The 25,133-nt window shown below is 60.0% G+C and carries 20 protein-coding genes; 9 read left to right on the top strand and 11 right to left on the bottom strand.

Annotated elements, in window-relative coordinates; genetic code table 11:
- Positions 1-3 precede the first annotated feature (3 nt).
- The 4 genes from AACY08_RS02735 to ppsA all read right to left on the bottom strand — a co-directional run bounded on the left by AACY08_RS02735 (position 4) and on the right by ppsA (position 5,164).
- Positions 4-999, bottom strand: a complete 996-nt coding sequence (locus AACY08_RS02735) for a zinc transporter ZntB (protein ID WP_339418813.1) — start codon at positions 997-999, stop codon at positions 4-6.
- Between the two features lie 13 nt (positions 1,000-1,012).
- Complete coding sequence (gene rraA / locus AACY08_RS02730) at positions 1,013-1,504, bottom strand: ribonuclease E activity regulator RraA (protein ID WP_339467878.1); 492 nt, start codon at positions 1,502-1,504, stop codon at positions 1,013-1,015.
- A 188-nt stretch (positions 1,505-1,692) separates the two neighbouring features.
- Positions 1,693-2,682 carry an alpha/beta fold hydrolase gene (locus tag AACY08_RS02725; RefSeq protein ID WP_339418817.1) on the bottom strand — a complete coding sequence of 330 codons (990 nt, stop codon included), beginning with the start codon at positions 2,680-2,682 and terminating at the stop codon, positions 1,693-1,695.
- Between the two features lie 106 nt (positions 2,683-2,788).
- Positions 2,789-5,164 (bottom strand): phosphoenolpyruvate synthase, encoded by a 2,376-nt coding sequence (gene ppsA, locus AACY08_RS02720; protein WP_339427937.1) that lies wholly within the window; start codon positions 5,162-5,164, stop codon positions 2,789-2,791.
- 178 nt (positions 5,165-5,342) lie between these two features.
- Between ppsA and ppsR the strand changes: the two genes are divergently transcribed.
- Positions 5,343-6,161 (top strand): posphoenolpyruvate synthetase regulatory kinase/phosphorylase PpsR, encoded by an 819-nt coding sequence (gene ppsR / locus AACY08_RS02715; RefSeq protein WP_027603681.1) that lies wholly within the window; start codon positions 5,343-5,345, stop codon positions 6,159-6,161.
- A gap of 93 nt (positions 6,162-6,254) precedes the next feature.
- Here ppsR and AACY08_RS02710 read toward each other — a convergent pair whose 3' ends face one another.
- Entirely contained in the window at positions 6,255-7,679 is a 1,425-nt protein-coding gene (locus AACY08_RS02710) for an aminotransferase-like domain-containing protein (protein WP_339467876.1), read from the bottom strand.
- A 160-nt stretch (positions 7,680-7,839) separates the two neighbouring features.
- Between AACY08_RS02710 and AACY08_RS02705 the strand changes: the two genes are divergently transcribed.
- Genes AACY08_RS02705 through AACY08_RS02685 form a run of 5 tightly spaced genes read left to right on the top strand, consistent with a single transcriptional unit; the run spans position 7,840 to position 13,325 of the window.
- Positions 7,840-8,733, top strand: a complete 894-nt coding sequence (locus tag AACY08_RS02705; protein WP_175403055.1) for a DMT family transporter — start codon at positions 7,840-7,842, stop codon at positions 8,731-8,733.
- Positions 8,734-8,771: 38 nt separating this feature from the next.
- Positions 8,772-10,634 carry a molybdopterin-synthase adenylyltransferase MoeB gene (gene moeB / locus AACY08_RS02700; protein ID WP_339467874.1) on the top strand — a complete coding sequence of 621 codons (1,863 nt, stop codon included), beginning with the start codon at positions 8,772-8,774 and terminating at the stop codon, positions 10,632-10,634.
- Between the two features lie 15 nt (positions 10,635-10,649).
- Positions 10,650-11,564, top strand: coding sequence for a PLP-dependent cysteine synthase family protein (locus AACY08_RS02695; RefSeq protein WP_339427934.1), 915 nt, complete (start codon positions 10,650-10,652; stop codon positions 11,562-11,564).
- Between the two features lie 37 nt (positions 11,565-11,601).
- A complete protein-coding gene (locus tag AACY08_RS02690; RefSeq protein WP_339467872.1) occupies positions 11,602-12,594 on the top strand; it encodes a serine O-acetyltransferase in 993 nt (330 codons plus the stop codon).
- A 2-nt stretch (positions 12,595-12,596) separates the two neighbouring features.
- The gene (locus AACY08_RS02685) at positions 12,597-13,325 is read left to right on the top strand and encodes an alanyl-tRNA editing protein (RefSeq protein ID WP_339467870.1); all 729 of its coding nucleotides are present in this window, start codon (positions 12,597-12,599) and stop codon (positions 13,323-13,325) included.
- A 75-nt stretch (positions 13,326-13,400) separates the two neighbouring features.
- Here the strand turns inward: AACY08_RS02685 and prpD are convergent, their stop codons facing one another.
- The 6 genes from prpD to AACY08_RS02655 form a co-directional block, all read right to left on the bottom strand.
- Positions 13,401-14,885, bottom strand: coding sequence for a 2-methylcitrate dehydratase (gene prpD / locus AACY08_RS02680; protein ID WP_339467868.1), 1,485 nt, complete (start codon positions 14,883-14,885; stop codon positions 13,401-13,403).
- Positions 14,886-15,013: 128 nt separating this feature from the next.
- Positions 15,014-16,204, bottom strand: coding sequence for a 2-methylaconitate cis-trans isomerase PrpF (gene prpF, locus AACY08_RS02675; RefSeq protein WP_339467866.1), 1,191 nt, complete (start codon positions 16,202-16,204; stop codon positions 15,014-15,016).
- A gap of 9 nt (positions 16,205-16,213) precedes the next feature.
- Positions 16,214-18,808 (bottom strand): Fe/S-dependent 2-methylisocitrate dehydratase AcnD, encoded by a 2,595-nt coding sequence (acnD, locus tag AACY08_RS02670; RefSeq protein ID WP_339467864.1) that lies wholly within the window; start codon positions 18,806-18,808, stop codon positions 16,214-16,216.
- A 136-nt stretch (positions 18,809-18,944) separates the two neighbouring features.
- Positions 18,945-20,072 carry a bifunctional 2-methylcitrate synthase/citrate synthase gene (gene prpC, locus AACY08_RS02665; protein WP_339467862.1) on the bottom strand — a complete coding sequence of 376 codons (1,128 nt, stop codon included), beginning with the start codon at positions 20,070-20,072 and terminating at the stop codon, positions 18,945-18,947.
- A gap of 40 nt (positions 20,073-20,112) precedes the next feature.
- Positions 20,113-21,006: a methylisocitrate lyase gene (gene prpB / locus AACY08_RS02660; protein WP_025854214.1), complete on the bottom strand. Its 894-nt coding sequence runs from the start codon at positions 21,004-21,006 to the stop codon at positions 20,113-20,115.
- The gene (locus AACY08_RS02655; RefSeq protein ID WP_339467860.1) at positions 21,003-21,713 is read right to left on the bottom strand and encodes a GntR family transcriptional regulator; all 711 of its coding nucleotides are present in this window, start codon (positions 21,711-21,713) and stop codon (positions 21,003-21,005) included. Before AACY08_RS02655 ends, prpB begins: the two co-directional genes overlap by 4 nt.
- Before the next feature lie 272 nt (positions 21,714-21,985).
- Between AACY08_RS02655 and rloA the strand changes: the two genes are divergently transcribed.
- Genes rloA through AACY08_RS02640 form a run of 3 tightly spaced genes read left to right on the top strand, consistent with a single transcriptional unit; the run spans position 21,986 to position 25,043 of the window.
- Positions 21,986-22,519, top strand: a complete 534-nt coding sequence (gene rloA, locus AACY08_RS02650; protein ID WP_339467858.1) for a retropepsin-like aspartic peptidase RloA — start codon at positions 21,986-21,988, stop codon at positions 22,517-22,519.
- Between the two features lie 5 nt (positions 22,520-22,524).
- A complete protein-coding gene (gene rloB / locus AACY08_RS02645; protein ID WP_339467856.1) occupies positions 22,525-24,057 on the top strand; it encodes an osmotic stress tolerance membrane protein RloB in 1,533 nt (510 codons plus the stop codon).
- Positions 24,057-25,043, top strand: coding sequence for an alpha-L-glutamate ligase-like protein (locus AACY08_RS02640; RefSeq protein ID WP_339418837.1), 987 nt, complete (start codon positions 24,057-24,059; stop codon positions 25,041-25,043). Before rloB ends, AACY08_RS02640 begins: the two co-directional genes overlap by 1 nt.
- The last annotated feature ends 90 nt before the right edge of the window (positions 25,044-25,133 follow it).

The following is a 25,133-nucleotide window of genomic DNA, read 5'->3' as shown; positions in this document are numbered from 1 at the left end:
AGCTCAAACCCAGCGCAACCGTCGAAAAAGCCACCACTGGCCGAGCGCAACCGAGGCCATCAACAGGCACGCAATCATGAATCCATAGGGGCTGGCGGAGAACGGAATACCCCCCACATTTATACCCAGCAGACCGGTGAGAAAACTCATCGGCAGGAAGATCCCGGTAATGATCCCGAAGCGGTACATGGTGCGGTTCATACGCACGCTCAAGCGCCGATCTTCGGCCTCAAGCACAAGCCCCACGCGCTCTCGGGTCAATTCGAGCTCTTCCAAGTAACGGGTCAGGCTGTTGTTCAATTCGTTCCAGTAGTCGGCATCGTCATCGCAGAACCAGGGTAATTTGATGCGTGTGAGCTGGGCAAAAATATCCCGCTGCGGCGCGAGGAATCGCTTCAGACCGGCCGCTCGCCGGCGGATCTGCAGAACGCTGCCATGTTCCGGGGTATACCGTTCGTCGGTATCGAGTTTTTCTTCCTCGGCGTCGACGACTTCCGACAGGTCGGCGACCAAATCCTGCACTTTATGGGTCAAGTACTGCGCCATATAAAGGATGAGTTCCGACGCGGTTCTAGGCCCCTTACCGTCCGCCAATTGCACCAGCAACTCATCAGTGGCGCGCAACGGGCGCAATCGCAGGGAAATCACACGACTGGCCGCCGCGAAAATACGCACCGAAACCATATCTTCCGGTTCTGCGCCCGGGTTGAGGTTGACCCCACGCAGGAACAACAGCAATTCCGAGTCCGGCAGCGGCAACAGGCGCGGCCGGGTGTTTTCCTCCAGCAACAGGTCACAGGCGAATTCACTCAACCCACTGGATTTACGTAGCCAGGTCTGGGTTTGCGGGTGGCTGCGATCCCAATGCAGCCAGAGGCTTTCCTGGGGCTGCAGTTGCAAATCATCGAGTTCAGTCCGGGCAATCGAACGCGCACCGCCTTTACCGTCCAGCACCAGGGCATGCACCAGCCCCCATTGCGCGTTTTCTTCCTCGAACATCCTCACTCCTGTCTTATTCAGGCATTTTCAGCGGACTGGGTGAAACGATCACGCCGTTGTTATCGGCGTATACGTATTCACCCGGGCGAAACGTCACGCCTGCAAACGTGACCACTACGTTCAGGTCACCGATACCGCGTTTGTCGGTCTTCATCGGATGGCTGGCCAGAGCCTGAACACCCAGGTCGGTCTGGGCGATCACATCGACGTCACGGATGCAGCCGTAGATCACCAGGCCTTCCCAGCCGTTTTTCGCGGCTTTCTCGGCAATCATGTCGCCCAGCAGCGCGCGGCGCAGCGAACCACCCCCGTCGACCACCAGCACCTTGCCAGCGCCAGGCTGGTCGGCTTGTTCCTTGACCAGGGAGTTATCTTCGAAGCATTTGACGGTGACAATCTCGCCGCCAAACGAATCTCGTCCGCCGAAATTGCTGAACATCGGCTCAAGCACTTGCACCAGATCCGGGTAGGCGTCGCACAGGTCGGGAGTCACGTAATGGTTCATTGAAAAATTCCTTTCTGTCAAAGAGGTGTCTTTCGAAAGAAGCGCCAGGCAAAGCAGGTGCGAAACATCCCATCCGCTTCGCCGCAACGCAATAGCCACTGCGCGACTGAATATGACCAGAAGCGTTTGACGCGTCATATCTTAGCCGCAACCACACACGAGTGAAACGCCCTTGGCAGAGCGCTCCTTCAAGCCTCGGCCAATACCTCGGCTTGCGCGCCAGACAAGGGTGTGAGCGGATCTTTCAGCCACTGCGCCACCAATGGCCACACTTCGACCTGCGCGGCTTTGCTGACGAGCATTTCCACATGCCCGAAATCCCCGCTAAACCCCCGCTGGCGGCCCAGGCACAAGTATTGGCGGTGCTCGGAGCCGACTTGCTCAAACAACTTGCGGCAGGCCCAGTCGGGGTCTTGATGATCCCCGGCAGCACTGACAGCCAGCAGCGGCACATCGACGCTTGCCAAGCCTTTCCACCAGTCGTGTTTACCTTCACCAAACCGCCCGAACAGGCCATTCCAGCGCATAGCTTCGATCAACACGCCCGCAGGTTCGTCCTCAGGGCCGCGCTTGAAGCGCGAGCCCGACAGCTCGCCGAAGCGCTTCAAGAGCAAGCGGCCCGTCCATTCCACCGGGGGGAGTTTCAACGGCCAGTGGGTGCGACTGACCTGACAGCCAAACAGTGCCACTGAAGCCACTGCCGGCGCGCCAAGGTGCTGCCCGCCCAAGGCCGCCGCCAAGCTTGTCCCCCCCAGGGAGTGGCCGATCCAGTGTGGAACCTGTCGGCTTTGCTCGCGCACAAAGGCGCCAATGGCCGGTAAGTCATAGCGTGCGTAGTCCGCGACGCGGTTGCGAGCGTAGTGATGATTGCGCTTGGACAAGCCGTGGCCACGCATTTCCGGGATCCACACATCAAAGCCCTGGCGCGCCAGATAAGCGCCCAGGCCGATCCCCTTGGGCGAATACCAGAAGCGCCGATTGGAAAAACTGCCATGCAACAAAATAACCGGAATACCGCGGTTTTCCGAGGCATCGGCCAAGCCCAAACGGGTAACCGCCAACTCCACGGTGCCGTCGGGGCTGTTGCCAGGTTTGAGGCGGTACACATCTTCACTCAGGTCGCCACGACGTTCAGCGCTGATCAGGGCGACGGGAAACAGGTTGCTGCTGCTTTGCATAATGCTCTTGCACAAAAAAGGGCGGCGTCCGGAAGGATTTCCGCCCTGCACAGATAAGAATGCCGGTCACCCTCAGCGGGTGACCGGCACTTTTGACGTGACGACCTTAGGCCGACGCTTGGCCTTCCGCCAGGAAGAACCAGGTTTCCAGCACGGAATCAGGGTTCAGCGAGACACTTTCGATGCCCTGCTCCATCAGCCATTTGGCCAGGTCCGGGTGATCGGAAGGGCCTTGGCCGCAGATACCGATGTACTTGCCAGCCTTGTTACAAGCCTGGATAGCATTGGCCAACAGCTTCTTGACGGCAGGGTTACGCTCGTCGAACAGGTGAGCGATGATCCCGGAGTCGCGATCCAGGCCCAGGGTCAGCTGGGTCAGGTCGTTGGAGCCGATGGAGAAACCGTCGAAGAATTCCAGGAACTCTTCAGCCAGGATGGCGTTGGACGGCAGTTCGCACATCATGATGATGCGCAGGCCGTTTTCGCCACGGGACAGGCCGTTTTCCGCCAGCAGGTCAACCACTTGGCTCGCTTCGCCCAGGGTGCGCACAAACGGCACCATGATCTCGACGTTGGTCAGGCCCATCTCGTTGCGCACGCGCTTGAGGGCGCGGCATTCGAGCTCGAAGCAGTCACGGAACGCTTCGCTGATGTAACGCGAGGCGCCACGGAAACCCAACATCGGGTTTTCTTCTTCCGGCTCGTAGAGTTTTCCGCCGATCAGGTTGGCGTACTCGTTGGACTTGAAGTCCGACAGGCGCACGATGACCTTTTTCGGGTAGAACGCCGCCGCCAGGGTGCTGATGCCTTCCACCAGCTTCTCGACGTAGAAGCCCACCGGATCGTTATAGCCAGCGATGCGCTTGTCGACGCTTTCTTTAATATCCAGCGGCAGGCCGTCGTAGTTCAACAGGGCCTTGGGGTGCACGCCGATCATGCGGTTGATGATGAACTCCAGGCGGGCCAGGCCAACGCCGGCGTTCGGCAACTGCGCGAAATCAAAGGCACGGTCCGGGTTGCCGACGTTCATCATGATCTTGAACGGCAGGTCGGGCATGGCGTCGATGGAGTTCTGCTTTATATCGAAGCCCAGTTCGCCTTCAAAGATAAAGCCGGTGTCACCTTCGGCGCAGGAAACCGTCACGCCCTGGCCGTCCTTGAGCAGTTGGGTGGCGTTACCGCAACCCACTACCGCAGGAATGCCCAGCTCACGGGCGATGATCGCCGCGTGGCAGGTACGCCCACCCCGGTTGGTGACGATGGCGCTGGCGCGTTTCATCACCGGTTCCCAGTCCGGGTCGGTCATGTCGGAAACCAGTACGTCACCTGGCTGGACTTTGTCCATTTCGGACACGTCCTTGATGATCCGCACCTTGCCGGCGCCGATGCGTTGGCCGATGGCACGGCCTTCCACCAGTACAGTACCGGTTTCTTTCAGCAGGTAGCGTTCCATGACATTGGCCGAAGTGCGGCTCTTCACGGTTTCCGGACGGGCCTGCACGATGTAAAGCTTGCCGTCGTCACCGTCTTTGGCCCACTCGATGTCCATCGGGCACTTGTAGTGCTTTTCGATGATCATTGCTTGTTTAGCCAATTCGCTGACTTCAGCGTCGGTCAGGCAGAAACGCGCGCGCTCGGCCTTGTCGACATCAACGGTTTTAACCGAGCGACCGGCCTTGGCCTCGTCGCCGTAGATCATCTTGATGGCCTTGCTGCCCAGGTTGCGGCGCAAGATGGCCGGACGGCCGGCTTCAAGGGTGTGCTTGTGTACGTAGAATTCGTCTGGGTTGACCGCGCCCTGTACAACGGTTTCGCCCAGGCCGTAGGCGCCGGTGATGAACACCACGTCACGGAAGCCCGATTCGGTATCGAGGGTGAACATCACGCCGGCGGTGCCGGTTTCCGAACGGACCATACGCTGTACACCGGCGGACAAGGCCACCAGCTTGTGGTCGAAACCTTGGTGCACACGGTAGGAAATCGCGCGATCGTTGAACAGCGAGGCGAACACTTCCTTGGCCGCGCGGATCACGTTTTCCACGCCGCGGATGTTCAGGAAGGTCTCTTGCTGGCCGGCGAAGGAGGCGTCTGGCAGGTCTTCGGCGGTGGCCGACGAGCGCACGGCGACGGCCATGTCCGGGTTGCCAGCCGACAGGGCAGCGAAGGCGACGCGGATTTCTTCGTTGAGCTTCTCAGGGAACTCGGCGTCCATGATCCACTGGCGGATCTGGGCGCCGGTCTTGGCCAGGGCGTTGACGTCATCGACGTCCAGAGCGTCCAGCGCGGCGTGGATCTGAGCGTTGAGGCCGCTCAGTTCGAGGAAATCCCGGTAAGCCTGGGCCGTGGTGGCGAAACCACCAGGCACCGACACACCAGCGCCTGCAAGATTACTGATCATCTCGCCGAGGGATGCGTTCTTGCCCCCCACGTGCTCTACATCATGGACGCCGAGCTTATCGAGGGAAACTACGTACTCTACCAAGGTGATCTCTCCACTAACTGTGTTGGAAAAGCTCAGGACGCCGGCAGCTCAGTAGGAGCATTCGCCAGCGCTTGTGGCCTGGACCTGGAAAATAAGTGAGAATGCGGCCCACTGCGGGACGGCAAAATCGCGCCTATCATATCCAAGATTCGCCATCAGCTTAAGGCCCAGGGCTCAAATGAAACGATCTGCTTTCTTTATCTCCGACGGCACCGGCATCACAGCCGAAACATTGGGTCAAAGCCTGCTCGCGCAGTTCGAAAACAATACCTTCGCCAAATTCACCCGGCCTTATATCGACAGCGTGGATAAAGCGCGGGCCATGGTACAACAAATCAATCTGGCGGCTGAAAAAGACGGCTTTCGGCCGATCATTTTTGACACCATCGTCAATCAAGACATCCGTGAGATACTCGCAACCTCCAATGGTTTCATGATCGACATCTTCTCGACGTTCCTGGCGCCACTGGAGCAGGAGTTGAGTGAACACTCCTCCTATTCAGTAGGAAAGTCCCATTCCATTGGTCATAACTCCAACTATATGGAGCGTATCGAGGCCGTCAACTTCGCCCTCGACAACGATGACGGCGCCCGCACTCACTATTACGATAAAGCCGACCTGATCCTGGTGGGCGTTTCGCGCTGCGGCAAGACCCCAACCTGTCTGTACATGGCTATGCAATTCGGCATTCGTGCGGCCAACTACCCGCTGACCGAAGATGACATGGAGCACCTGACGCTGCCGGCCGCCCTGCGGGCGCATTCGCATAAGCTGTTTGGCCTGACAATCGATCCGGACCGCCTCACTGCGATCCGCAATGAGCGCAAGCCTAATAGCCGCTACTCCAGCTATGCCCAGTGCGAGTTCGAGGTGCGCGAGGTAGAAAATCTGTTCCGTCGCGAGAATATTGCGCATATCAATTCCACGCATTTTTCGGTGGAAGAGATTTCAGCGAAGATTTTGGTGGAGAAAGGGGTGGAGCGCAGGTTCAAGTGAAGCAGTTACAAGCTACAAGCTACAAGAAAGAACCAATCGGCTCTTCTAGTCTTGCAGCTTGTGGCTTGGCGCTTATAGCTGAAACCTTATAGCTTATAGCTGAAACCTTCCTCCCCCCTGCCCCAGCGCGGTGGCCAACGCATCAAACCCCGCCCGCAACAACTGATCATTCCCCGACGTATTACAGATACTCGCCCGAATAAATTGCGGCACCGCCGTCTGCCCCACGGCAAACGCCTCGGCCGTAGCAATCAAGTAGTTGTTCTGCCTGAGCTCCGCCTCGATTTCCGACGCACGCCACGGCTCCGGCACTTCAATCCAGAAATGCGGGCTGTTGAGGTGGGTGCGGTATTCCAGGCCCGCCAGAAGATCGCGTACCAGCGCCTTACGGCGGCTGATCTCATTGATCTGCTGGCGCAACAGGTATTGCGCCGTGCCGTTCTCGATCCACTGGGTGGCCAGCTCAAGGGTGACAGGCGTGGCCATCCAGCAGGTCGAACGCAGCGCCGCCGAAATACGGCTGACCAACGCCGGCGGCGCATGCACATAGCCCACACGTAGCCCGGCCGACACCGCCTTGCTCAGGCTACTGATCAAAATCGTACGCTCGGGGGCGAAATGGCTGAGGGGCGGTGGTCGGTCCTCGACCAGCACACCGTGGGCTTCATCCTCAAGAATCAGCAGGTTGTGTTCGCGACACACCCTGACCAAGGCTTCGCGACGCGCCACCGAGAGCACCGCGGTGGTCGGGTTCTGGATCGTCGGCGTGCAATACAGCGCTGAGACCCGGTGATTACGACAGACTTCATCCAGCGCGCTCGGCAGCACACCTTCTTCATCCATTTCCAGGCCGATCAACCGGATACCCAGCATGCGCGCGGCGGTGATCAAACCGGGGTAAGTCAGCTGTTCGGTGACCACCGTATCGCCGGCCCGCAACAGCGCCATCATCGAGCACAGCAAGCCATGCTGGCCGCCGTTGACGCAGATGACTTGCTCGGGGATCGGATGAAAATCACGCTGCACCAGCCACTGCGCACCGGCTTCGCGGTAGCGCGGCAGGCCGGCGTCCGGGGTGTAGGCACTGATATCCTGGAGAAACTTGGCGTTGGTCGACAGGGTTTGGAAGCTCTGGGCCAGAAACAGCGTTTCCTGCCCTGGGATGTGCATGTTGCGGCTCATGTCGAAAAACTGGCGCGGCTCTTCGCTGAAGTTGCGAAAACCTTCATCGCGCTGGCGCTCCATCCCACGCTTGCGCACGAACGTGCCGTCACCGACCCGCGCGACAACCAACCCCAGACGTTCCAGCTCGCCGTAAGCGCGGCTGATAGTGCCGATGGTGACGCCAAGATTGTCGGAAAGCACCCGATGGGGCGGCAGTTTTCGTCCCGGCTCAATCAAGCCTTCGAGGATGCCCCGTTCCATGACATCGGACAGGCGCTTGTACTTCACGCCCTGCCCGCTGGACAACCCCTCACGCATAATTGACACCATGTCAATATTTGTTTTGACAGCCATCTTTCGCCCTAATAGTGTGCTTTTACGGGTTCAATCGCCGAATTTTACAACTCATTACACGCTCAATATAGAGTTCAATTCCGGCTCAGGGAAGCAATAAACGATGCCAATGTCCGCCGTTCTCGAAAACACTGCCAAGACAAAACCCCAAAAACAGTGGTTGGCCGGCTTGGTCACCAGCGTGATGTTCCTGATCGTGTGCCTGAGCTGGGGCACAACCTGGCTGGGGATCAAGATTGCCGTGGAGAGCGTTCCGCCACTGACCTCCGCCGGTTTGCGCTTCCTCATCGCCTTCCCGCTGTTCCTGTGTTTTGCCATGGTGCGTCGCGAGCCGATCCTGTTTCCACGTGAGAGCCGCTGGTTCTTCGTGTTCGTGACCTTGTCCTACTTCAGCGTGCCCTACTACCTGCTCAACTACGGCGAGATGCATGTCTCGTCCGGCCTCACCGCTTTGTTATTCAGCTGCATGCCGGTATTCATCCTGATTTTCTCCGCGCTGTTCCTGCGCGAACGTATCTACTTTTCCCAGGTGGTCGGCATCGGTATCGGCTTCGGCAGCCTCTACATGATCATCAAGAGCCAGGGCCTGCACCTGGACCACGCGGAGTTCTTTGGCGTCCTGGCGATCCTGACCGCGGCAATCATGCATGCCTTGTGCTACGTGATTACCAAGCAAAAAGGCAGCGCCATCAGCGTTATCACCTACAACACTCTGCCCATCGGCATTGCCGGGATGATGCTGTTCGTCGCCGGGCTGTGGTTTGAAACACCGACATTCGAAGACATCACCCTGCGCTCCTGGAGTGCCCTGTTCTACCTGGGGCTGGTGGCTTCAGTGGGTGGGTTCATCGTGTACTTCATGCTGCTCAAGCGCTTGAGCCCGATCATCCTGTCGTTCGTGTTCATCATCTTTCCGGTGTTCGCGGTGATCATCGGCGCCTGGTACGAAGGCTTGGCGATTTCCCGCGACCTGATGCTGTATTCGGCCATTCTGCTGGCCGGCTTTGCGATTACCAAATTGCCCATCGAGAAACTCATGGCCAAGAAAAATTGACCCTCCTTTCCCATCAACATGAGCAACGCGAGAGAAACATGGACGTCCTCCGCCCAAAAGCCCTGGAACAGATTTACGCCCACGCCAGCCGCAGCTACCCCGAGGAATGCTGTGGTTTTGTCTTCGCCGACGGCAGCGTGTACCTGGGCAACAATATCCAGAATGAGCTGCACCGCAAGAACCCCGAGATGTACCCGCGCAGCGCCGCCAATGGCTACACGTTTTCGGTGGCCGACACCCTGCTGATGAACAAGGCGTTTCGCAGCGACAACCCGGTGGTGGTGATCTACCACTCCCATCCGGATGTGGGTGCCTATTTCAGCGACGAAGACCAGGACAAGGCGCTGTTCATGGGCGAGCCGATCTACCCCGTCAGCTACCTGGTGGTAGACGTTCGCCAGGGCCAGGCCCTGGGCTCCAAGCTGTTTGCCTGGGATGGCAAGCATTTCGCCCTTAAACCTTTCAACGACCTGCACACGGAGTTGTCCATGAACGCTGTCTCTTTCCCTGACATTCTGGTTCGCGTGGCCAAGCTGCCGGAATCGACCCTCGAGGGCACCGGATCGACATTGCGCGAAGTCATTGAAAACCTCTGCGGCAGCCACCCGCAATTGCGTCCGCACCTGTTTCACGAGAAGAACAACCAGCTCAAGGAACACTTCCTGTTTACCGCTGAGGAGGAGCTGATTGGTGCCGATGAACGGCTGCCTGAAAAAGCCAGAATCGAAGTACTGCTCGCCACGTCGGGCGGCATCGACGTCGACGCTTTGAGCAACGAGGAAGTACAGCGCTATGTGCGCCACATCACCCTACCGGGTGTCGGTCGCGAAGGTCAGTTGAACCTCAAGAAAGCCAAGGTGCTGATTATCGGCACCGGTGGCCTGGGTTCGCCGATCAGCCTGTACCTGGCAGCCGCCGGCATCGGCACCCTGGGGCTGGTGGACTTCGATGTGGTGGAAAGCAGCAACCTGCAACGCCAGATCGTCCACGGCAACAGCACATTGGGTATGCCAAAGGTCGAATCCGCCAAGCAGCGCCTGCAAGACCTCAACAGTCATATCCAGATCAATGCCCACGACACCGCCCTGAATGCCGACAACGCCCTGGAACTGGTGGGCGCCTACGACCTGGTGATCGACGGCACCGACAATTTCGACACCCGCTATTTGGTCAACGACGCCTGCGTGCAACTCGGCAAGCCCTTGGTGTACGGCGCCATCTACCGCTTCGACGGGCAGATCAGCGTGCTCAACTACAAAGGCGGCCCGTGCTACCGCTGCCTGTTCCCCAGCGCGCCGCCGGCCGAACTGGCCCCCAATTGCAGCGCCGGGGGCGTGATCGGCGTACTGCCCGGCGTGGTTGGGATGATCCAGGCGACCGAGGCCATCAAGCTATTGATCGGCATTGGCGAGCCTTTGTCCGGCCGCTTGATGCGTTTTGATGCGCTGGCGATGAAGTTCAGCGAGATCCGCTTCAAGCGCCGCGCTGATTGCCCGTGCTGCTCGGAACTGCGCCACAGCCAGGCCCACACTCCAACGGTCTGCGCCGACGCAGTGCCGAACAAGCCTTCACTGGCCGAAGAACGCTATATCAAGCCCCGCGTGCTCAAGCAACTGCTCGACCACCCGCGCAGCGCCGACGTACTGGTGGACGTGCGTGACGCCAGCGAACTGGAAGTGTGCAAATTGCCGGGCGTGGTGCATATCCCCCTCGCCGAACTGGACGGGCACCTCGACAGCCTCAGTCGGGACAACACCCACTATTTGATCTGCTACGCCGGAACCCGGGCCGAACAAGCCGCCAGTACCTTGCTGGCAGCCGGCTTCGCTAACACCAAAGTCCTGCAAGGCGGCATGAAACACTGGGTTCGCGACGTCGAACCCGACATGCCTTTGTACTGAGCCGGGGGCTGACTGATGTTGCATAACTCCATTCTCGACGTGATCGGCCATACGCCAATCGTGCGCCTGGCGCAGTTTTCCGAAGACCTCGGCGTCGAGGTCTACGCCAAGCTGGAATCCCTAAACCCGGGCGGCAGCCACAAGGCGCGCATCGCGTTGGGCATGATCCTCGACGCCGAGCGCCGGGGTGTGCTGATCCGCGACTCCGGGCAAACCATCATCGAGCCCAGCGGCGGCAATACCGGCATTGGCCTGGTAATGGCCGGCAATGTGCTGGGCTACAAAGTCGTGCTGGTGATCCCCGACAACTACAGCCCCGAAAAACAGAAGTTGCTGCGTTTGTACGGAGCCAAGGTGGTGCTGTCGGACAGTCGCCTGGGTAACAACTCCCACGGCGAAAAGTGCATGGAGCTGCAGCTGGAAAACCCCAGCTATGTGATGCTCAACCAGCAGCGCAACGGCGCTAACCCACAGACTCATCGCGACACCACTGCACCAGAAATCCTCCGCGCCTTTGGCGAGCAACGCGCAGACTATTTTGTCAGCGGCATCGGCACCGGTGGGCATATCACCGGCATCGGCGAAACCCTGAAAGCTGCCTGGCCAGCCCTTCGCGTCATGGGCGTGGAACCGGAAGAATGTGACCTGCTGAAAAACCAGCACGCGCCGCACCACATCCAGGGCCTGTCGATTGGCCTGATACCAAGCATCCTCAACCTGGGCGTGATCGACGGCATGCTCAAGGTCTCGCGTCAGGAATGCATCGACATGATGAAACGCATCATGCGCACCGACGCCATCAGCCTGGGCCTGTCTTCCGCCGCCAGCATGGTGGCCATCGCCAAGCTTGCCCCCGAACTGCCGCCCGAAACGGTGGTGTTGACCATGGTCTACGACAATGCCGACAGCTACCTGCCGAGTTTCGAATAATCGGTTTTCCAACCATCCAGAACGCGGGGGTGCCTCTATGGGCGGCTTTATCGACATGCAACAGTTGCACGATGAGTTGATCACTCACCTCATCAAGACCCTCACACCCGTGCAAATGAAACAGCTGGAACCGCACCTGGCACCGTTGATCCAGAATGCCGCCCAGGCAGTGGCCGAGGACCTGATCGCCTACGCCTACCGCGATCCGGCATCACGTGGGCGTGGCGAGCTGATCCTGGAGTCCTACGCTTCGTTCAAGGCGGTGCTGTATTACCGGCTGGCACACTTGGTGTGGAACTTTCCCGACCAGACCAACGGGATGTTTTCCCGCATCGCGCTCAAGCTCAGTAACCAGGGCAAAGTGCTCTCCGGCGCCGAGATTCACCCGGCAGCGCGGATCGGCCGACGCTTCGTGCTGGACCACGGCTACGGCACGGTGATCGGCGAAACCTGCGAGATTGGCAACGACTGCTACATCCTCTGCGGCGTCACCCTGGGCGCCCGTGGCATCGCCAAAAACCCCGACGGCAAGCGCCACCCGCGCCTGGGCAATAACGTCGAAGTCGGCTCCGGCGCCCGCGTGCTGGGCTATGTACTGATCGGTGACAACGTATTTATCAGCCCATCCTGCGTGATCACGCAGGACGTTCCCGCTGGCACCAAAGTGAAGGTGGTGAACCAGATCCAACTGCAAAAGAACGATGAGTCGGACCACAGCAACTACCTCGGCGCCTTCGCCTTGGATGAGCGGTTACATGTGGTTGGCGAGATCAATGCCAGCCACAAGGTGACGGTGCTGGACGCCGACTTTCACCCCTTGCAGGGCCTGATGCTGGAGCCCACGGTAAAAGAGCGTCACCACCTGCAGTTCCGATTGCACCGGGTGGAGTCGGGCAACCCATTGCCGCGCTTGCCACTGAACCTGAAGGTCTGCGGCCCCGAATTTGAAATCACCCTGCTCTCACCTCCTGGCTTGAGTGCAATGGTGCGTTCCCTGCTGCAAGCCAGCCCACTGATCGTGCGAGGTTGAACATGTCTGTGCACACCATGGAAACCCTGGCGCTGTTCGACAGCGCGCCCTACCAGAATGCTTTCAGCGCACGGGTGATTGCCGTCAGCGAACATGGCATTGCCCTGGAGCACACGCTGTTCTATCCCACGGGTGGCGGGCAGCCAGGCGACACCGGTCACCTCACACTGGCCGACGGTACGCGAGTCGAAGTGACGGGCACGGTGCGCGACCCGGTGCTGCGCTCGATCATCTGGCATCAGGTGGAATACTGCCCCGAGCAACTGGTCGCCGGGGTGCAGGTGGACGCCGGACTCGATTGGGATCGCCGTTACCAGCACATGAAAATGCACACCTGCCTGCACCTGTTGTGCTCGATCATCGACGCACCGGTAACGGGATGCAGCATCAGCGCGGACAAGGGGCGCCTGGATTTCGACCTGCCGGAAATGACCCTCGATAAAGACACCATCACCCGCGACCTCAATGCGCTGATTGAACAGGCTCACGCGGTGAAAACCCTGTCGATGCCGGCCTCGGAGTACGCCACCTTGCTGCAGATCACCCGCACAAAGGCGGTGGCTCCGCCGGTGATTCAGGGCTCGGTCCGGGTGATTGAAATTGCCGGTATCGATATCCAGCCGTGTGGGGGCACGCATGTGACCAACACCGAAGAAATCGGCCGGGTGTTTTGCGAGAAGATCGAGAAGAAGAGCAAGCACAACCGCCGAGTTATTTTACGGTTCGAATGACCTCTGGCCCTGACTTGATAGCACTGACAATAAAGATCACTGATAGGGTTTCCACCGATGAATACGTAGTGCCAATCAGATCACGAACAGGTCCACGAACCGATTCACGGGCATCGCCTCAAGCCGCGCCTGGTCCTTGCACAACGCAACAATCTCGCCACAGCGCTGTGCAGTAAACCGCGTAGCCAGGTTGGCCTTGAACTTGTCTTCCAGCAAGGGAATGCCATCCACTCGGCGCCGGCGATGCCCAATCGGGTACTCAACCGCCACCTGCTCAGTGCTGCTGCCATCCGTGAAGAACACCTGAACGGCGTTGGCGATGGAGCGCTTGTCGGCCTCCAGGTATTCACGGCTGTAGCGCGGGTCTTCGACAATGACCATTTTTTGCCGCAACTGATCGATAATTGGATGCGCGGCGTGGAATTCATCTTCGTACTGCTCGGCCACCAGATTGCCGAAGGCCAGCGGCACCGCAGTCATGTATTGCAGGCAATGGTCACGGTCCGCTGCATTCGCCAGTTGGCCGACCTTGGAGATAATGCGAATCGCCGACTCATGGGTGGTAATAACGATACGCTCGATTTCATGCAGGCGATCTTTCACCAATGGATGCAAGGTCACCGCCGCCTCACAGGCCGTTTGCGCGTGGAACTCTGCCGGGAAGCTGATCTTGAACAGCACGTTCTCCATCACATAAGTGCCGTAGGGCTGGGACAGGCTGAACGCGCGGTTGTCCTCCGGCTTGAGCATCAGGTCCTTGTTGGTGTGGCTGAACAGCACGTCGTAGAACCCCCACTGCGGCGCGCTCAATACGCTGGGAATACCCATCTCGCCACGCAACGCGATATGCGCCAGCCGCACACCCCGACTCGACGCATCCCCTGCCGCCCAGGATTTGCGCGACCCGGCGTTCGGCGCATGCCGATAAGTGCGCAACGCCTGCCCATCGACAAACGCATGGGACAACGCCGCAAGCAACTGCTCCCGGTTGGCGCCCATCAGCTTGGCGGTGACGGCCGTGGAGGCGACTTTTACCAACAGCACATGGTCTAGGCCGACGCGGTTGAACGAGTTTTCCAGGGCAATCACGCCCTGGATTTCGTGGGCCATGATCATCGCTTCCAGCACGGTGCGAACTGTCAGCGGTGCGTCGCCATTGGCCACGCGTTTTTGCGACAGGTGATCGGCGACGGCGAGGATGCCGCCGAGGTTATCCGAAGGGTGACCCCATTCGGCGGCGAGCCAGGTGTCGTTGTAGTCGAGCCAACGCACGATGCAACCGATGTCCCACGCCGCCTTGACCGGGTCCAGCCGGAACGACGTCCCCGGCACCCGCGCGCCAAACGGCACCACCGTGCCCTCGACGATCGGCCCCAGGTGCTTGGTGCACTCGGGGAAGCGCAAGGCCAGCAGGCCGCAACCTAATGTGTCCATCAAGCAGTGGCGGGCTGTGTCCAATGCGTCCTGCGAGTCGATCCGGTAGTTGAGGACATAGTCGGCGATGTCCTGCAGGACCTGGTCGTAGTCGGGGCGGTTGTTCTGGTCGACGTTGGCGCTCATGGCAGTGCTCCAAAAAATGGTTGGGGGGGGGGTAGTCCTCGGGGTCACGGTTGATCGGGTTGCGGCCGGTCTGGTTGCCTGCCTATATGCGTAATGCACCACTTACCCTGTGGGGTCTGTGTTGGGGGTTAGAACGCGTCTCCAGGCACGCGTACAAAGCCTTCCATCAGCACCCGTGCGCTGCGGCTCATGATGGCTTTCTTAACAATCCATTCGCCGTTCACTTGAGTGGCTTCGGCCCCGACACGCAAGGTGCCGGACGGATGCCCAAACCGCACGGCGTTACGCTCGATACCACCGGCTGCGAGGTTGACCAAGGTCCCGGAAATGGCCGCCGCGGTGCCAATCGCCACCGCCGCCGTGCCCATCATCGCGTGGTGCAGCTTGCCCATGGACAGCGCACGCACCAGCAAGTCCACATCGTCGGCCTTGATCGTCTTTGCGCTGGAGGCCACGTAATCCGCAGGCTTGGCCACAAACGCCAGCTTCGGCGTGTGCTGGCGCTGCGCGGCTTCGTCCAGGTGTTTGATCAGGCCCATGCGCAACGCGCCGTAGGCCCGCACGGTTTCGAACATGGCCAACGCTTTCGGATCGCTGTTGATTGCGCCTTGCAGTTCGGTACCGGTGTAGCCGAGGTCTTCAGCGTTGATGAAAATCGTCGGGATGCCGGCATTGATCAGCGTCGCCTTGAAGGTGCCGACACCGGGTACTTCCAGGTCATCCACCAGGTTGCCAGTGGGGAACATCGAGCCACCACCGCCCTCCTCGTCCGCCGCCGGGTCCATGAACTCCAACTGCACCTCGGCTGCCGGGAAGGTCACGCCGTCCAGTTCGAAGTCGCCGGTTTCCTGCACAGCGCCGTCGGTGATCGGCACGTGGGCGATGATGGTCTTGCCGATATTCGCCTGCCACACGCGCACCACGGCCACGCCGTTACGGGGCACGCGGGCGGAGTCAACCAAACCGGCGCTGATGGCGAAGGCGCCGACTGCCGCCGACAGGTTGCCGCAGTTGCCGCTCCAGTCGACGAAGGGTTTGTCGATGGAGACCTGGCCGAACAGGTAGTCCACGTCATGCTCAGCGCGGGTGCTTTTGGCCAGGATCACGGTTTTGCTGGTGCTGGACGTGGCACCGCCCATACCGTCGATCTGCTTGTCATAGGGATCGGGGCTACCGATCACCCGCAGCAACAGGGCATCCCGCGCAGCGCCCGGTACCTGCGCCGCTTCGGGCAGGTCCTGGAGGCTGAAAAATACACCCTTGCTGGTGCCGCCACGCATGTAGGTGGCGGGGATCTTGATTTGCGCTACGTGTGCCATGGTTACCCCTCAGGCGGTCGCCGCCGATTCCAGGAAGTCCTGGGCAAAACGCTGCAACACGCCGCCCGCCTCGTAGATCGACACTTCTTCGGCGGTGTCCAGGCGGCAGGTCACCGGCACTTCGACACGTTCGCCATTCTTGCGGTTGATCACCAATGTCAGCGTGGCACGCGGGGTGCGCGCACCGACCACGTCGTAGGTCTCGCTGCCGTCGATCTTCAGCGTATGGCGATCCGTGCCCGGCAGGAACTCCAGCGGCAACACGCCCATGCCCACCAGGTTGGTGCGGTGGATACGCTCGAAGCCCTCGGCGGCAATCGCTTCCACACCGGCCAGTCGCACGCCCTTGGCCGCCCAGTCGCGGGACGAGCCCTGGCCGTAGTCGGCGCCGGCGATGATGATCAGCGGCTGCTTGCGCTCCATGTAGGTTTCGATGGCTTCCCACATCCGCGTGACCTGGCCTTCCGGCTCGATGCGCGCCAGAGATCCCTGCTTGACCTTGCCGTTCTCAACAACCATTTCGTTGAACAGTTTCGGGTTGGCAAAAGTCGCGCGCTGCGCAGTCAAGTGGTCGCCACGATGCGTCGCGTAAGAGTTGAAGTCGACTTCCGGCAAGCCCATTTTCGCCAGGTATTCGCCGGCGGCGCTGTCGAGCATGATTGCGTTGGACGGCGACAGGTGGTCAGTGGTGATGTTGTCCGGCAGCACCGCCAGCGGGCGCATGCCCTTGAGCGGGCGCGCGCCGGCCAGCGCGCCTTCCCAATACGGCGGACGGCGGATATAGGTGCTCTGCGGGCGCCAGTCATACAGCGGCGCGACTTTCGGGCCGGTGTCTTCGTGGATCGCGAACATCGGAATGTAGACCTTGCGGAACTGCTCCGGCTTGACCGAGGCCTTGACCACCGCGTCGATCTCTTCGTCGCTCGGCCAGATGTCCTGCAGGCGGATGTCCTTGCCGTTGGCGTCGAGGCCGAGCACGTCCTTCTCGATATCGAAACGGATAGTGCCGGCAATCGCATAAGCCACTACCAGCGGCGGCGAGGCCAGGAACGCTTGCTTGGCGTACGGGTGAATACGCCCGTCGAAGTTGCGGTTGCCCGAGAGCACGGCGGTCGCGTACAAGTCGCGGTCGATGATTTCCTGCTGGATCACCGGGTCGAGTGCGCCGGACATACCGTTGCAGGTGGTGCAGGCGAAGGCCACGACACCAAAACCAAGCTGCTCCAATTCAGTGGTCAAGCCGGCTTCGTCGAGGTACATCGCCACGGTTTTCGAACCGGGAGCCAGGGACGATTTGACCCACGGTTTGCGCACCAGCCCCAGTTTGTTGGCGTTGCGCGCCAAGAGGCCTGCGGCAATGACGTTGCGCGGGTTGCTGGTGTTGGTGCAACTGGTGATGGCGGCGATGATTACCGCGCCGTCCGGCATTTGCCCCGGCACCTCTTCCCACTGGCCAGAGATACCTTTGGCCGCCAGGTCACGGGTAGCGACACGAGCGTGCGGGTTGCTCGGGCCGGCCATGTTGCGCACAACGCTGGACAGGTCGAAGGTGAGGCCACGCTCGTATTGCGCGCCTTTGAGGTCATCGGCCCACAGGCCAGTGTGGCGGGCGTATTGCTCAACCAAGGTGACTTGTTCGTCTTCGCGGCCAGTAAGCTTGAGGTAAGCGATGGTCTGTTGATCGATGTAGAACATCGCCGCGGTGGCGCCGTATTCCGGTGCCATGTTGGAGATGGTCGCACGGTCGCCGAGGGTGAGGTTTGAGGCGCCCTCGCCGAAAAACTCCAGCCACGCGCCGACCACTTTTTGCTTACGCAGGAACTCGGTCAGCGCCAGCACCATATCGGTGGCGGTGATGCCGGGTTGCAGCTTGCCCGTCAGCTCCACGCCGACACTTTCCGGCAGGCGCATCCACGAGGCGCGACCGAGCATCACGCTTTCGGCTTCCAGACCACCGACGCCGATGGCGATCACACCCAGTGCGTCTACGTGCGGGGTGTGGCTGTCGGTGCCAACGCAGGTGTCGGGGAATGCAACACCGTCACGCACCTGAATCACCGGGGACATTTTCTCCAGGTTGATCTGGTGCATGATGCCGTTGCCTGGCGGGATCACGTCGACGTTCTTGAAGGCCTTCTTGGTCCACTCGATAAAGTGGAAACGGTCTTCGTTGCGACGGTCTTCGATGGCGCGGTTTTTCTCGAACGCGTCCGGGTCAAAACCACCGGCTTCGACGGCCAGGGAATGGTCGACGATCAGTTGGGTCGGCACCACCGGATTGACCTGCGCCGGGTCACCGCCTTGCAGGGCGATGGCATCGCGCAAGCCGGCGAGGTCGACCAAGGCGGTCTGGCCGAGAATGTCGTGGCACACCACGCGCGCCGGGAACCACGGGAAGTCGAGGTCGCGCTTGCGTTCGATCAGTTGGCTCAAGGACGCGTTGAGGGTGGCCGGGTCGCAACGACGCACCAGGTTTTCTGCGAGGACGCGGGAGGTGTAGGGCAAGGTGGCGTAGGCGCCGGGGGTGATTGCCTCGACAGCCGCGCGGGCGTCGAAGAAATCGAGGCGGCTGCCGGGGAGTGCTTTGCGGAATTCAGTGTTCATCGTCAAGGCTCGGTCACGGTAGATACAAAAGGAAAAGACGACGCGGATTTGATGTGAAATGCGATCCAATGTGGGAGCGAGCAAGCCCGCTCCCACATTGGATTCGGTGACCACTTCAAGACGCCGGTCTCTTCATTCAGCGACGTTCGATTGGCACGAACTTGCGCTGCTCAACGCCGGTGTATTCGGCGCTTGGACGGATGATGCGGTTGTTGGCGCGCTGCTCGAAGACATGCGCGGCCCAGCCAGTCAGGCGCGAGCACACGAAGATCGGGGTGAACAACTTGGTCGGGATGCCCATGAAGTGATACGCCGAGGCATGGTAGAAATCGGCGTTGGGAAACAGCTTCTTCTGTTCCCACATGGTTTTGTCGATGGCTTCGGAGACCGGGAACAACACCTTGTCACCCACCTCGTCAGCGAGTTTTTTCGACCAGCCCTTGATCACTCCATTGCGCGGGTCGTTGTCTTTGTAGATCGCGTGGCCAAAGCCCATGATCTTATCCTTGCGCGCCAGCATGCCGAGCGTGCCTTGGACGGCTTCTTCAGCCGACGAGAATCGCTCGATCATCTCCATCGCCGCTTCGTTGGCGCCGCCATGCAGCGGACCGCGCAGGGAGCCGATGGCGGCGGTAACGCAGGAATAGAGATCGGACAGGGTCGACGCACACACGCGGGCGGTGAAGGTCGAAGCGTTGAATTCGTGCTCGGCGTAGAGAATCAGCGACACGTTCATGACTTTCTCGTGCAACTCGCTCGGTTTTTCGCCGTGCAACAGATGCAGGAAATGGCCGCCGATGGTCGGCTCGTCGGTCACGCAGTCGATACGCTTGCCGTCGTGGCTGAAGCGATACCAGTAGCACATGATCGCCGGGAAGGCCGCCAACAGACGATCGGTGACGTCGCGCTGCACGCTGAAGTCTTTCTCCGGCTCGATATTGCCAAGGAACGAGCAACCGGTGCGCATCACGTCCATCGGGTGAGCGTCGGCAGGAATGCGTTCCAGCACTTCCTTGAGCGCTTGGGGCAGGTCGCGCAGCTTGCCCAGCTTTTTGCGGTAGTCCGCCAGCTCGGCCTGGGTCGGCAGTTCGCCGTACAGCAGCAGGTAGGCGACTTCTTCAAACTGTGCATCGGCAGCCAGTTCGCGCACGTCGTAGCCGCGATAGGTCAGGCCGGCGCCCGCTTGGCCGACGGTGGACAGTGCGGTCTGCCCGGCCACCTGGCCACGCAGGCCGGCGCCACTGAGTACTTTTGCTTCAGCCATGTTCTTTCTCCAATCTTGAATTTATTAGGGAGGCCGTTCGTTACTTCTTGGCTGCGAACAGCGCGTCGAGCTTCTGCTCGAAGGTGTGGTAGTCGATGCGATCGTAAAGCTCCATGCGGGTTTGCATGGTGTCGATCACATTCTGTTGGGTGCCGTCGCGACGGATCGCGGTGTAGACGTTTTCGGCGGCCTTGTTCATGGCGCGGAACGCCGAGAGCGGGTACAGCACGATGGAAACATCAGCAGATTTCAACTGTTCGGTGGTGTACAGCGGTGTGGCGCCAAACTCGGTGATGTTGGCCAGGATCGGCGCTTTCACGCGGGAGGCGAACAGCTTGTACATCTCCAATTCGGTAATGGCCTCCGGAAACACCATGTCGGCGCCAGCTTCGATGCAGGCGGCGGCGCGTTCCAGGGCGGATTCCAAACCCTCGACGGCCAGGGCATCGGTGCGCGCCATGATCACAAAGCTGTCATCGGTGCGCGCATCCACGGCGGCCTTGATGCGGTCGACCATTTCCTGCTGCGACACAATTTCTTTGTTCGGGCGATGGCCGCAGCGCTTGGCGCCGACCTGGTCTTCGATATGGATGGCAGCCGCGCCAAACTTGATCATCGACTTGACGGTACGCGCCACGTTGAACGCCGAGGAGCCGAAACCGGTGTCCACGTCCACCAGCAGCGGCAGGTCGCACACATCCGTAATGCGGCGTACGTCGGTGAGTACGTCATCCAGGCCGGTGATGCCCAGGTCCGGCACGCCGAGGGAGCCGGCAGCCACCCCGCCACCCGACAGGTAGATCGCCTTGAAACCGGCGCGCTTGGCCAGCAGCGCGTGGTTGGCGTTGATCGCGCCGACCACCTGCAAGGGGTGCTCACTGGCGACGGCGTCACGGAAACGCTGGCCGGGGGTGCTTTTATTGTTAGAACTCATGACTCACCTCTATCAGTAGCACCGCCTGGGAAGTGACGGGCAATGTTGCGTTTGGAAGCGCCGATGTGCCGGCGCATCAACAGTTCGGCCAGTTCACCGTCGCGATCGGCAATCGCGTCAAGAATGCGGTGGTGCTCGGCAAAGGCCTGGCGTGGACGATTGGGGGTGGCGGAAAACTGGATGCGGTACATGCGCACCAGTTGGTACAGCTCGCCGCAGAGCATTTGGGTCAGGGTGCGGTTGCCGGCGCCTTGAATGATCCGGTAATGAAAGTCGAAGTCGCCTTCCTGCTGGTAATAACCGAGGCCGGCCTGGAACGCTTCATCGCGTTCGTGGGTGTGCAACACCTGGCGCAGTTCTTCGATTTCCGCATCGGTCATGCGCTCGGCGGCCAGGCGACAGGCCATGCCTTCGAGAGATTCGCGGATTTCATAGAGTTCGATCAGCTCGGCATGGCTCAACGACACCACCCTCGCGCCGACGTGAGGCACACGTACCAGCAGGCGCTGGCCTTCCAAGCGATGGATCGCCTCACGCAGCGGGCCACGGCTGATGCCGTAGGTGCGTGCCAGTTCTGGCTCGGAGATCTTGCTGCCCGGGGCGATCTCACCCTTGACGATGGCGGCCTGGATACGCCGGAAGACGTTCTCGGACATGGTCTGGGAATCGTCTTGCGCCATCACTGGGGATTCCAGCTGATCCAGCATATTGTCGACACCTTTAAAAGCAATGCCACAAAAACTAGCCAATCAGACCAAGATAGTCAAAGAATAAATCAACATTGTCGACAATCGTCTAATAACCGCTGCTAAACTCGTGCAGGGCATGGCCGCCTGCCAGCGCTGGCGCCAAAAAAGCATCATGCTAGAATGCTCGCGGTATTTGCCTGACATCGCTAGATGAAACGGCGCACGAGGGAGCTTGCGCAGTAATGCCAGTCGCCTTGAATCAAACATCGCACTGCACCGCCTCAGGATTTATGAGACTCAAGCCCTTACCCCTGTTCTGCCTATTGTTCATGCCAGGCCTTGGCGCCGCTGCCGAGAAGACCGTGTATGGCCTCAACGAATACGCCCAATTGGCCGGCATCAATCTGGAAGTCGCCGCCAAACTGGACACCGGTGCCAAGACCGCGTCCCTCAGCGCCCGCGACATCAAGCGCTTCAAGCGCAATGGCGAATCCTGGGTTCGCTTCTACCTGGCCATCGACACCGCCCATTCCCACCCCATCGAACGCCCCCTGGCCCGCGTCAGCAAGATCAAGCGCCGTGCCGGTGACTACGACCCCGATGAGGACAAAAACTACACCGCCCGTCCGGTGATTACCCTGGACATCTGCATGGGCACTGCTTTACGCAGCATCGAAGTGAACTTGACTGACCGCAGCGCATTCCAATACCCGCTGCTGATTGGCTCCGAAGCGCTGAAACGCTTTGATGCGCTGGTCGACCCCAGTCTTAAATACGCAGCGGGCAAGCCCGCTTGCGCCGCCGACGCTCATACCGCCGAGTAAAACGAATGCGCTCTCTGACCCTGCACCTGAAAATCCTGATCGCCATCCTGGTGGTGTTGGGTATCTCAGTCACCACCTATCAGATCTTCGTGCTGGGGATCCCCGTTACCGAAGACGCCACCGACGACTTGTGGAACATCGACGCCAAGGTCGAGTTCGTCGCCAACCCGAAAGATCCCGTGAAAATCCAGATGTTCGTACCGCCCTTGAGCCGCGACTTCGTCAGCCTCAACGAGAGTTTCATCTCGAATAATTACGGCGTGAGCGTCAACCGCACCGACGGCAACCGCAAGGTCACCTGGTCGGCACGCCGCGCCAAGGGCAACCAGACCCTGTATTACCGCCTGGTCCTGACCAAGCGCTACAGCGGCGAAAAGGTCAAGGTCAAGGGCCCCACCTTCCGCGACAGCATCGCGGTGGAAGGCCCGGAGAAGATCGCCGCCGAAGCCCTGCTTGCGCCGATCCGCCAGCACTCGGCCGACGTCGAGACCTTTATTACTGAAGCCATCAAGCGCACCAACAACCTCAACGACGACAATGTGAAACTGCTGCTCGCGGGCGATCCGTCGACGCCGCACAAAGCCAAGATCGTCGAATTGCTGCTGTCCATTGCCCACGTGCCGGTGGAAAAAGTCCACACCATCCGCCTGGTCGCCGACCAGCCGCAAAGCCCGGAACTGTGGCTGCGCAGCTTCAACGGCAATGAATGGTTGTACTTCAACCCGGAAACCGGCGAACAAGGCCTGCCCGCCGACCGCTTGCAGTGGTGGACCGGCGATGAAAACCTGATCACCGTCGATGGCGGCAAGAAGGCCATGGTGACCTTCAGCCTGAACAACAGCGAAATGAACGCGATTCGCCTGGCCAAGCTGACCGACGAGAACACCGACGCCAACTTCCTCGAATACTCGCTGTACGGCCTGCCGCTGCAAACCCAGCAGACCTTCATGATCATGGTGATGATCCCGATCGGCGTGTTGGTGATTTTGATCCTGCGCAACCTGATCGGCCTGCAGACCCTGGGAACGTTCACCCCGGTGCTGATCGCCCTGGCGTTCCGCGAGACGCAGCTGGGCTTCGGGATTGTGCTGTTTACGATTATCACGGCGCTGGGTTTGTCGCTCAGATCGTACCTGGAGCACTTGAAGCTGCAGATGCTGCCGAGGTTGTCGGTGGTGTTGACCTTTGTGGTGGTGCTGATCGCGGCCATCAGCCTGTTCAGCCATAAACTGGGGCTGGAGCGTGGGCTATCGGTGGCGCTGTTCCCGATGGTGATTTTGACCATGACCATCGAACGCCTGTCCATCACCTGGGAAGAACGCGGCGCCAACCATGCGCTGAAAGTGGCGATTGGTACGCTGTTCGCCGCATCCCTCGCGCACTTGATCATGAGCGTGCCGGAGCTGATTTACTTTGTGTTCACCTTCCCGGCCATCCTGCTGATTTTGGTGGGCTTCATGCTGGCCATGGGTCGGTATCGCGGCTACCGCTTGACCGAGCTGGTGCGATTCAAGGCCTTCTTGAAGGCAGATCAGTAATGTTCGGATTCTGGAAGACCTGGAAGGCGCTGGAAGCGCGGGGGATCATGGGCATCAACCGGCGTAACGCCGACTACGTGCTCAAGTACAACAAGCGCAGCCTGTACCCGATTGTGGATGACAAGATCATCACCAAGGAACGCGCGCTGGCGGCCGGCATCCATGTGCCGGAAATGTACGGGGTGATCTCCACCGAGAAGGAAATCGACAAGCTCAACGAGATCATCGGCGGGCGCAGCGACTTCGTGATCAAGCCGGCCCAGGGCGCCGGCGGCGACGGCATCCTGGTGGTGGCGGACCGCTTTGAAGGGCGCTATCGCACGGTGTCCGGCAAGATCATCAGCCATGAGGAGATCGAACATCAGATTTCCAGCATCCTCACCGGCCTGTACTCATTGGGCGGCCACCGTGATCGCGCGCTGATCGAATACCGCGTGGTGCCTGACCAGATCTTCAAGAGCATCAGCTATGAAGGTGTGCCGGACATTCGCATCATCGTATTGATGGGTTACCCGGTGATGGCCATGCTGCGCTTGCCGACCCGCCAGTCGGGCGGCAAGGCCAACCTGCACCAGGGCGCGATTGGCGTCGGCGTCGATCTCGCCACCGGCTTGACCCTGCGCGGCACCTGGCTGAACACCATCATCACCAAACACCCCGATACCACCAACGCGGTGGATGGCGTGCAACTGCCCAACTGGGACGGTTTCATGAAGCTCGCAGCCGGCTGCTATGAGCTGTGCGGGCTGGGTTACATCGGCGTGGACATGGTGTTGGACCAGGAGAAAGGCCCGCTGATCCTGGAACTGAATGCGCGGCCTGGGTTGAATATTCAGATTGCCAACGACTGCGGTTTAACCTTGCGTACGCATGCGGTGGAAGCGCGACTGGAAGAACTGAAAGCAGCCGGCGTGACGGAAACCCCGGAAGAGCGGGTGAAGTTCGTGCAGGAAATGTTTGGGCATATTGGGGCTTTCGCCAGCTAAAAGCTGCAAGCTATAAGCTTCAAGACACAGCCCTCGTGTTTGTTACACTTGCAGCTTGAAGCTCAAAACTTGCAACTGCCTTTAAGGCCC

Source organism: Pseudomonas sp. EL_65y_Pfl1_R83 (genome assembly GCF_963970695.1).
GTDB lineage: Bacteria > Pseudomonadota > Gammaproteobacteria > Pseudomonadales > Pseudomonadaceae > Aquipseudomonas > Aquipseudomonas tritici.
This window is presented reverse-complemented; position numbering and strand designations above follow the sequence as displayed.

Bases quoted from the DNA above. Each gene is read 5' to 3' on its own strand.
- AACY08_RS02640 (WP_339418837.1), top strand. From the start codon at position 24,057: ATGTTCGGATTCTGGAAGACCTGGAAGGCGCTGGAAGCGCGGGGGATC.
- prpD (WP_339467868.1), bottom strand. From the start codon at position 14,885: ATGAGCGCCAACGTCGACCAGAACAACCGCCCCGACTACGACCAGGTC.
- AACY08_RS02690 (WP_339467872.1), top strand. From the start codon at position 11,602: ATGGGCGGCTTTATCGACATGCAACAGTTGCACGATGAGTTGATCACT.
- rloA (WP_339467858.1), top strand. From the start codon at position 21,986: ATGAGACTCAAGCCCTTACCCCTGTTCTGCCTATTGTTCATGCCAGGC.
- AACY08_RS02710 (WP_339467876.1), bottom strand. From the start codon at position 7,679: ATGGCTGTCAAAACAAATATTGACATGGTGTCAATTATGCGTGAGGGG.
- rloB (WP_339467856.1), top strand. From the start codon at position 22,525: ATGCGCTCTCTGACCCTGCACCTGAAAATCCTGATCGCCATCCTGGTG.
- moeB (WP_339467874.1), top strand. From the start codon at position 8,772: ATGGACGTCCTCCGCCCAAAAGCCCTGGAACAGATTTACGCCCACGCC.
- AACY08_RS02725 (WP_339418817.1), bottom strand. From the start codon at position 2,682: ATGCAAAGCAGCAGCAACCTGTTTCCCGTCGCCCTGATCAGCGCTGAA.
- AACY08_RS02695 (WP_339427934.1), top strand. From the start codon at position 10,650: ATGTTGCATAACTCCATTCTCGACGTGATCGGCCATACGCCAATCGTG.
- prpC (WP_339467862.1), bottom strand. From the start codon at position 20,072: ATGGCTGAAGCAAAAGTACTCAGTGGCGCCGGCCTGCGTGGCCAGGTG.
- AACY08_RS02685 (WP_339467870.1), top strand. From the start codon at position 12,597: ATGTCTGTGCACACCATGGAAACCCTGGCGCTGTTCGACAGCGCGCCC.
- prpB (WP_025854214.1), bottom strand. From the start codon at position 21,006: ATGAGTTCTAACAATAAAAGCACCCCCGGCCAGCGTTTCCGTGACGCC.
- ppsR (WP_027603681.1), top strand. From the start codon at position 5,343: ATGAAACGATCTGCTTTCTTTATCTCCGACGGCACCGGCATCACAGCC.
- AACY08_RS02735 (WP_339418813.1), bottom strand. From the start codon at position 999: ATGTTCGAGGAAGAAAACGCGCAATGGGGGCTGGTGCATGCCCTGGTG.
- prpF (WP_339467866.1), bottom strand. From the start codon at position 16,204: ATGGCACACGTAGCGCAAATCAAGATCCCCGCCACCTACATGCGTGGC.
- AACY08_RS02655 (WP_339467860.1), bottom strand. From the start codon at position 21,713: ATGCTGGATCAGCTGGAATCCCCAGTGATGGCGCAAGACGATTCCCAG.
- acnD (WP_339467864.1), bottom strand. From the start codon at position 18,808: ATGAACACTGAATTCCGCAAAGCACTCCCCGGCAGCCGCCTCGATTTC.
- rraA (WP_339467878.1), bottom strand. From the start codon at position 1,504: ATGAACCATTACGTGACTCCCGACCTGTGCGACGCCTACCCGGATCTG.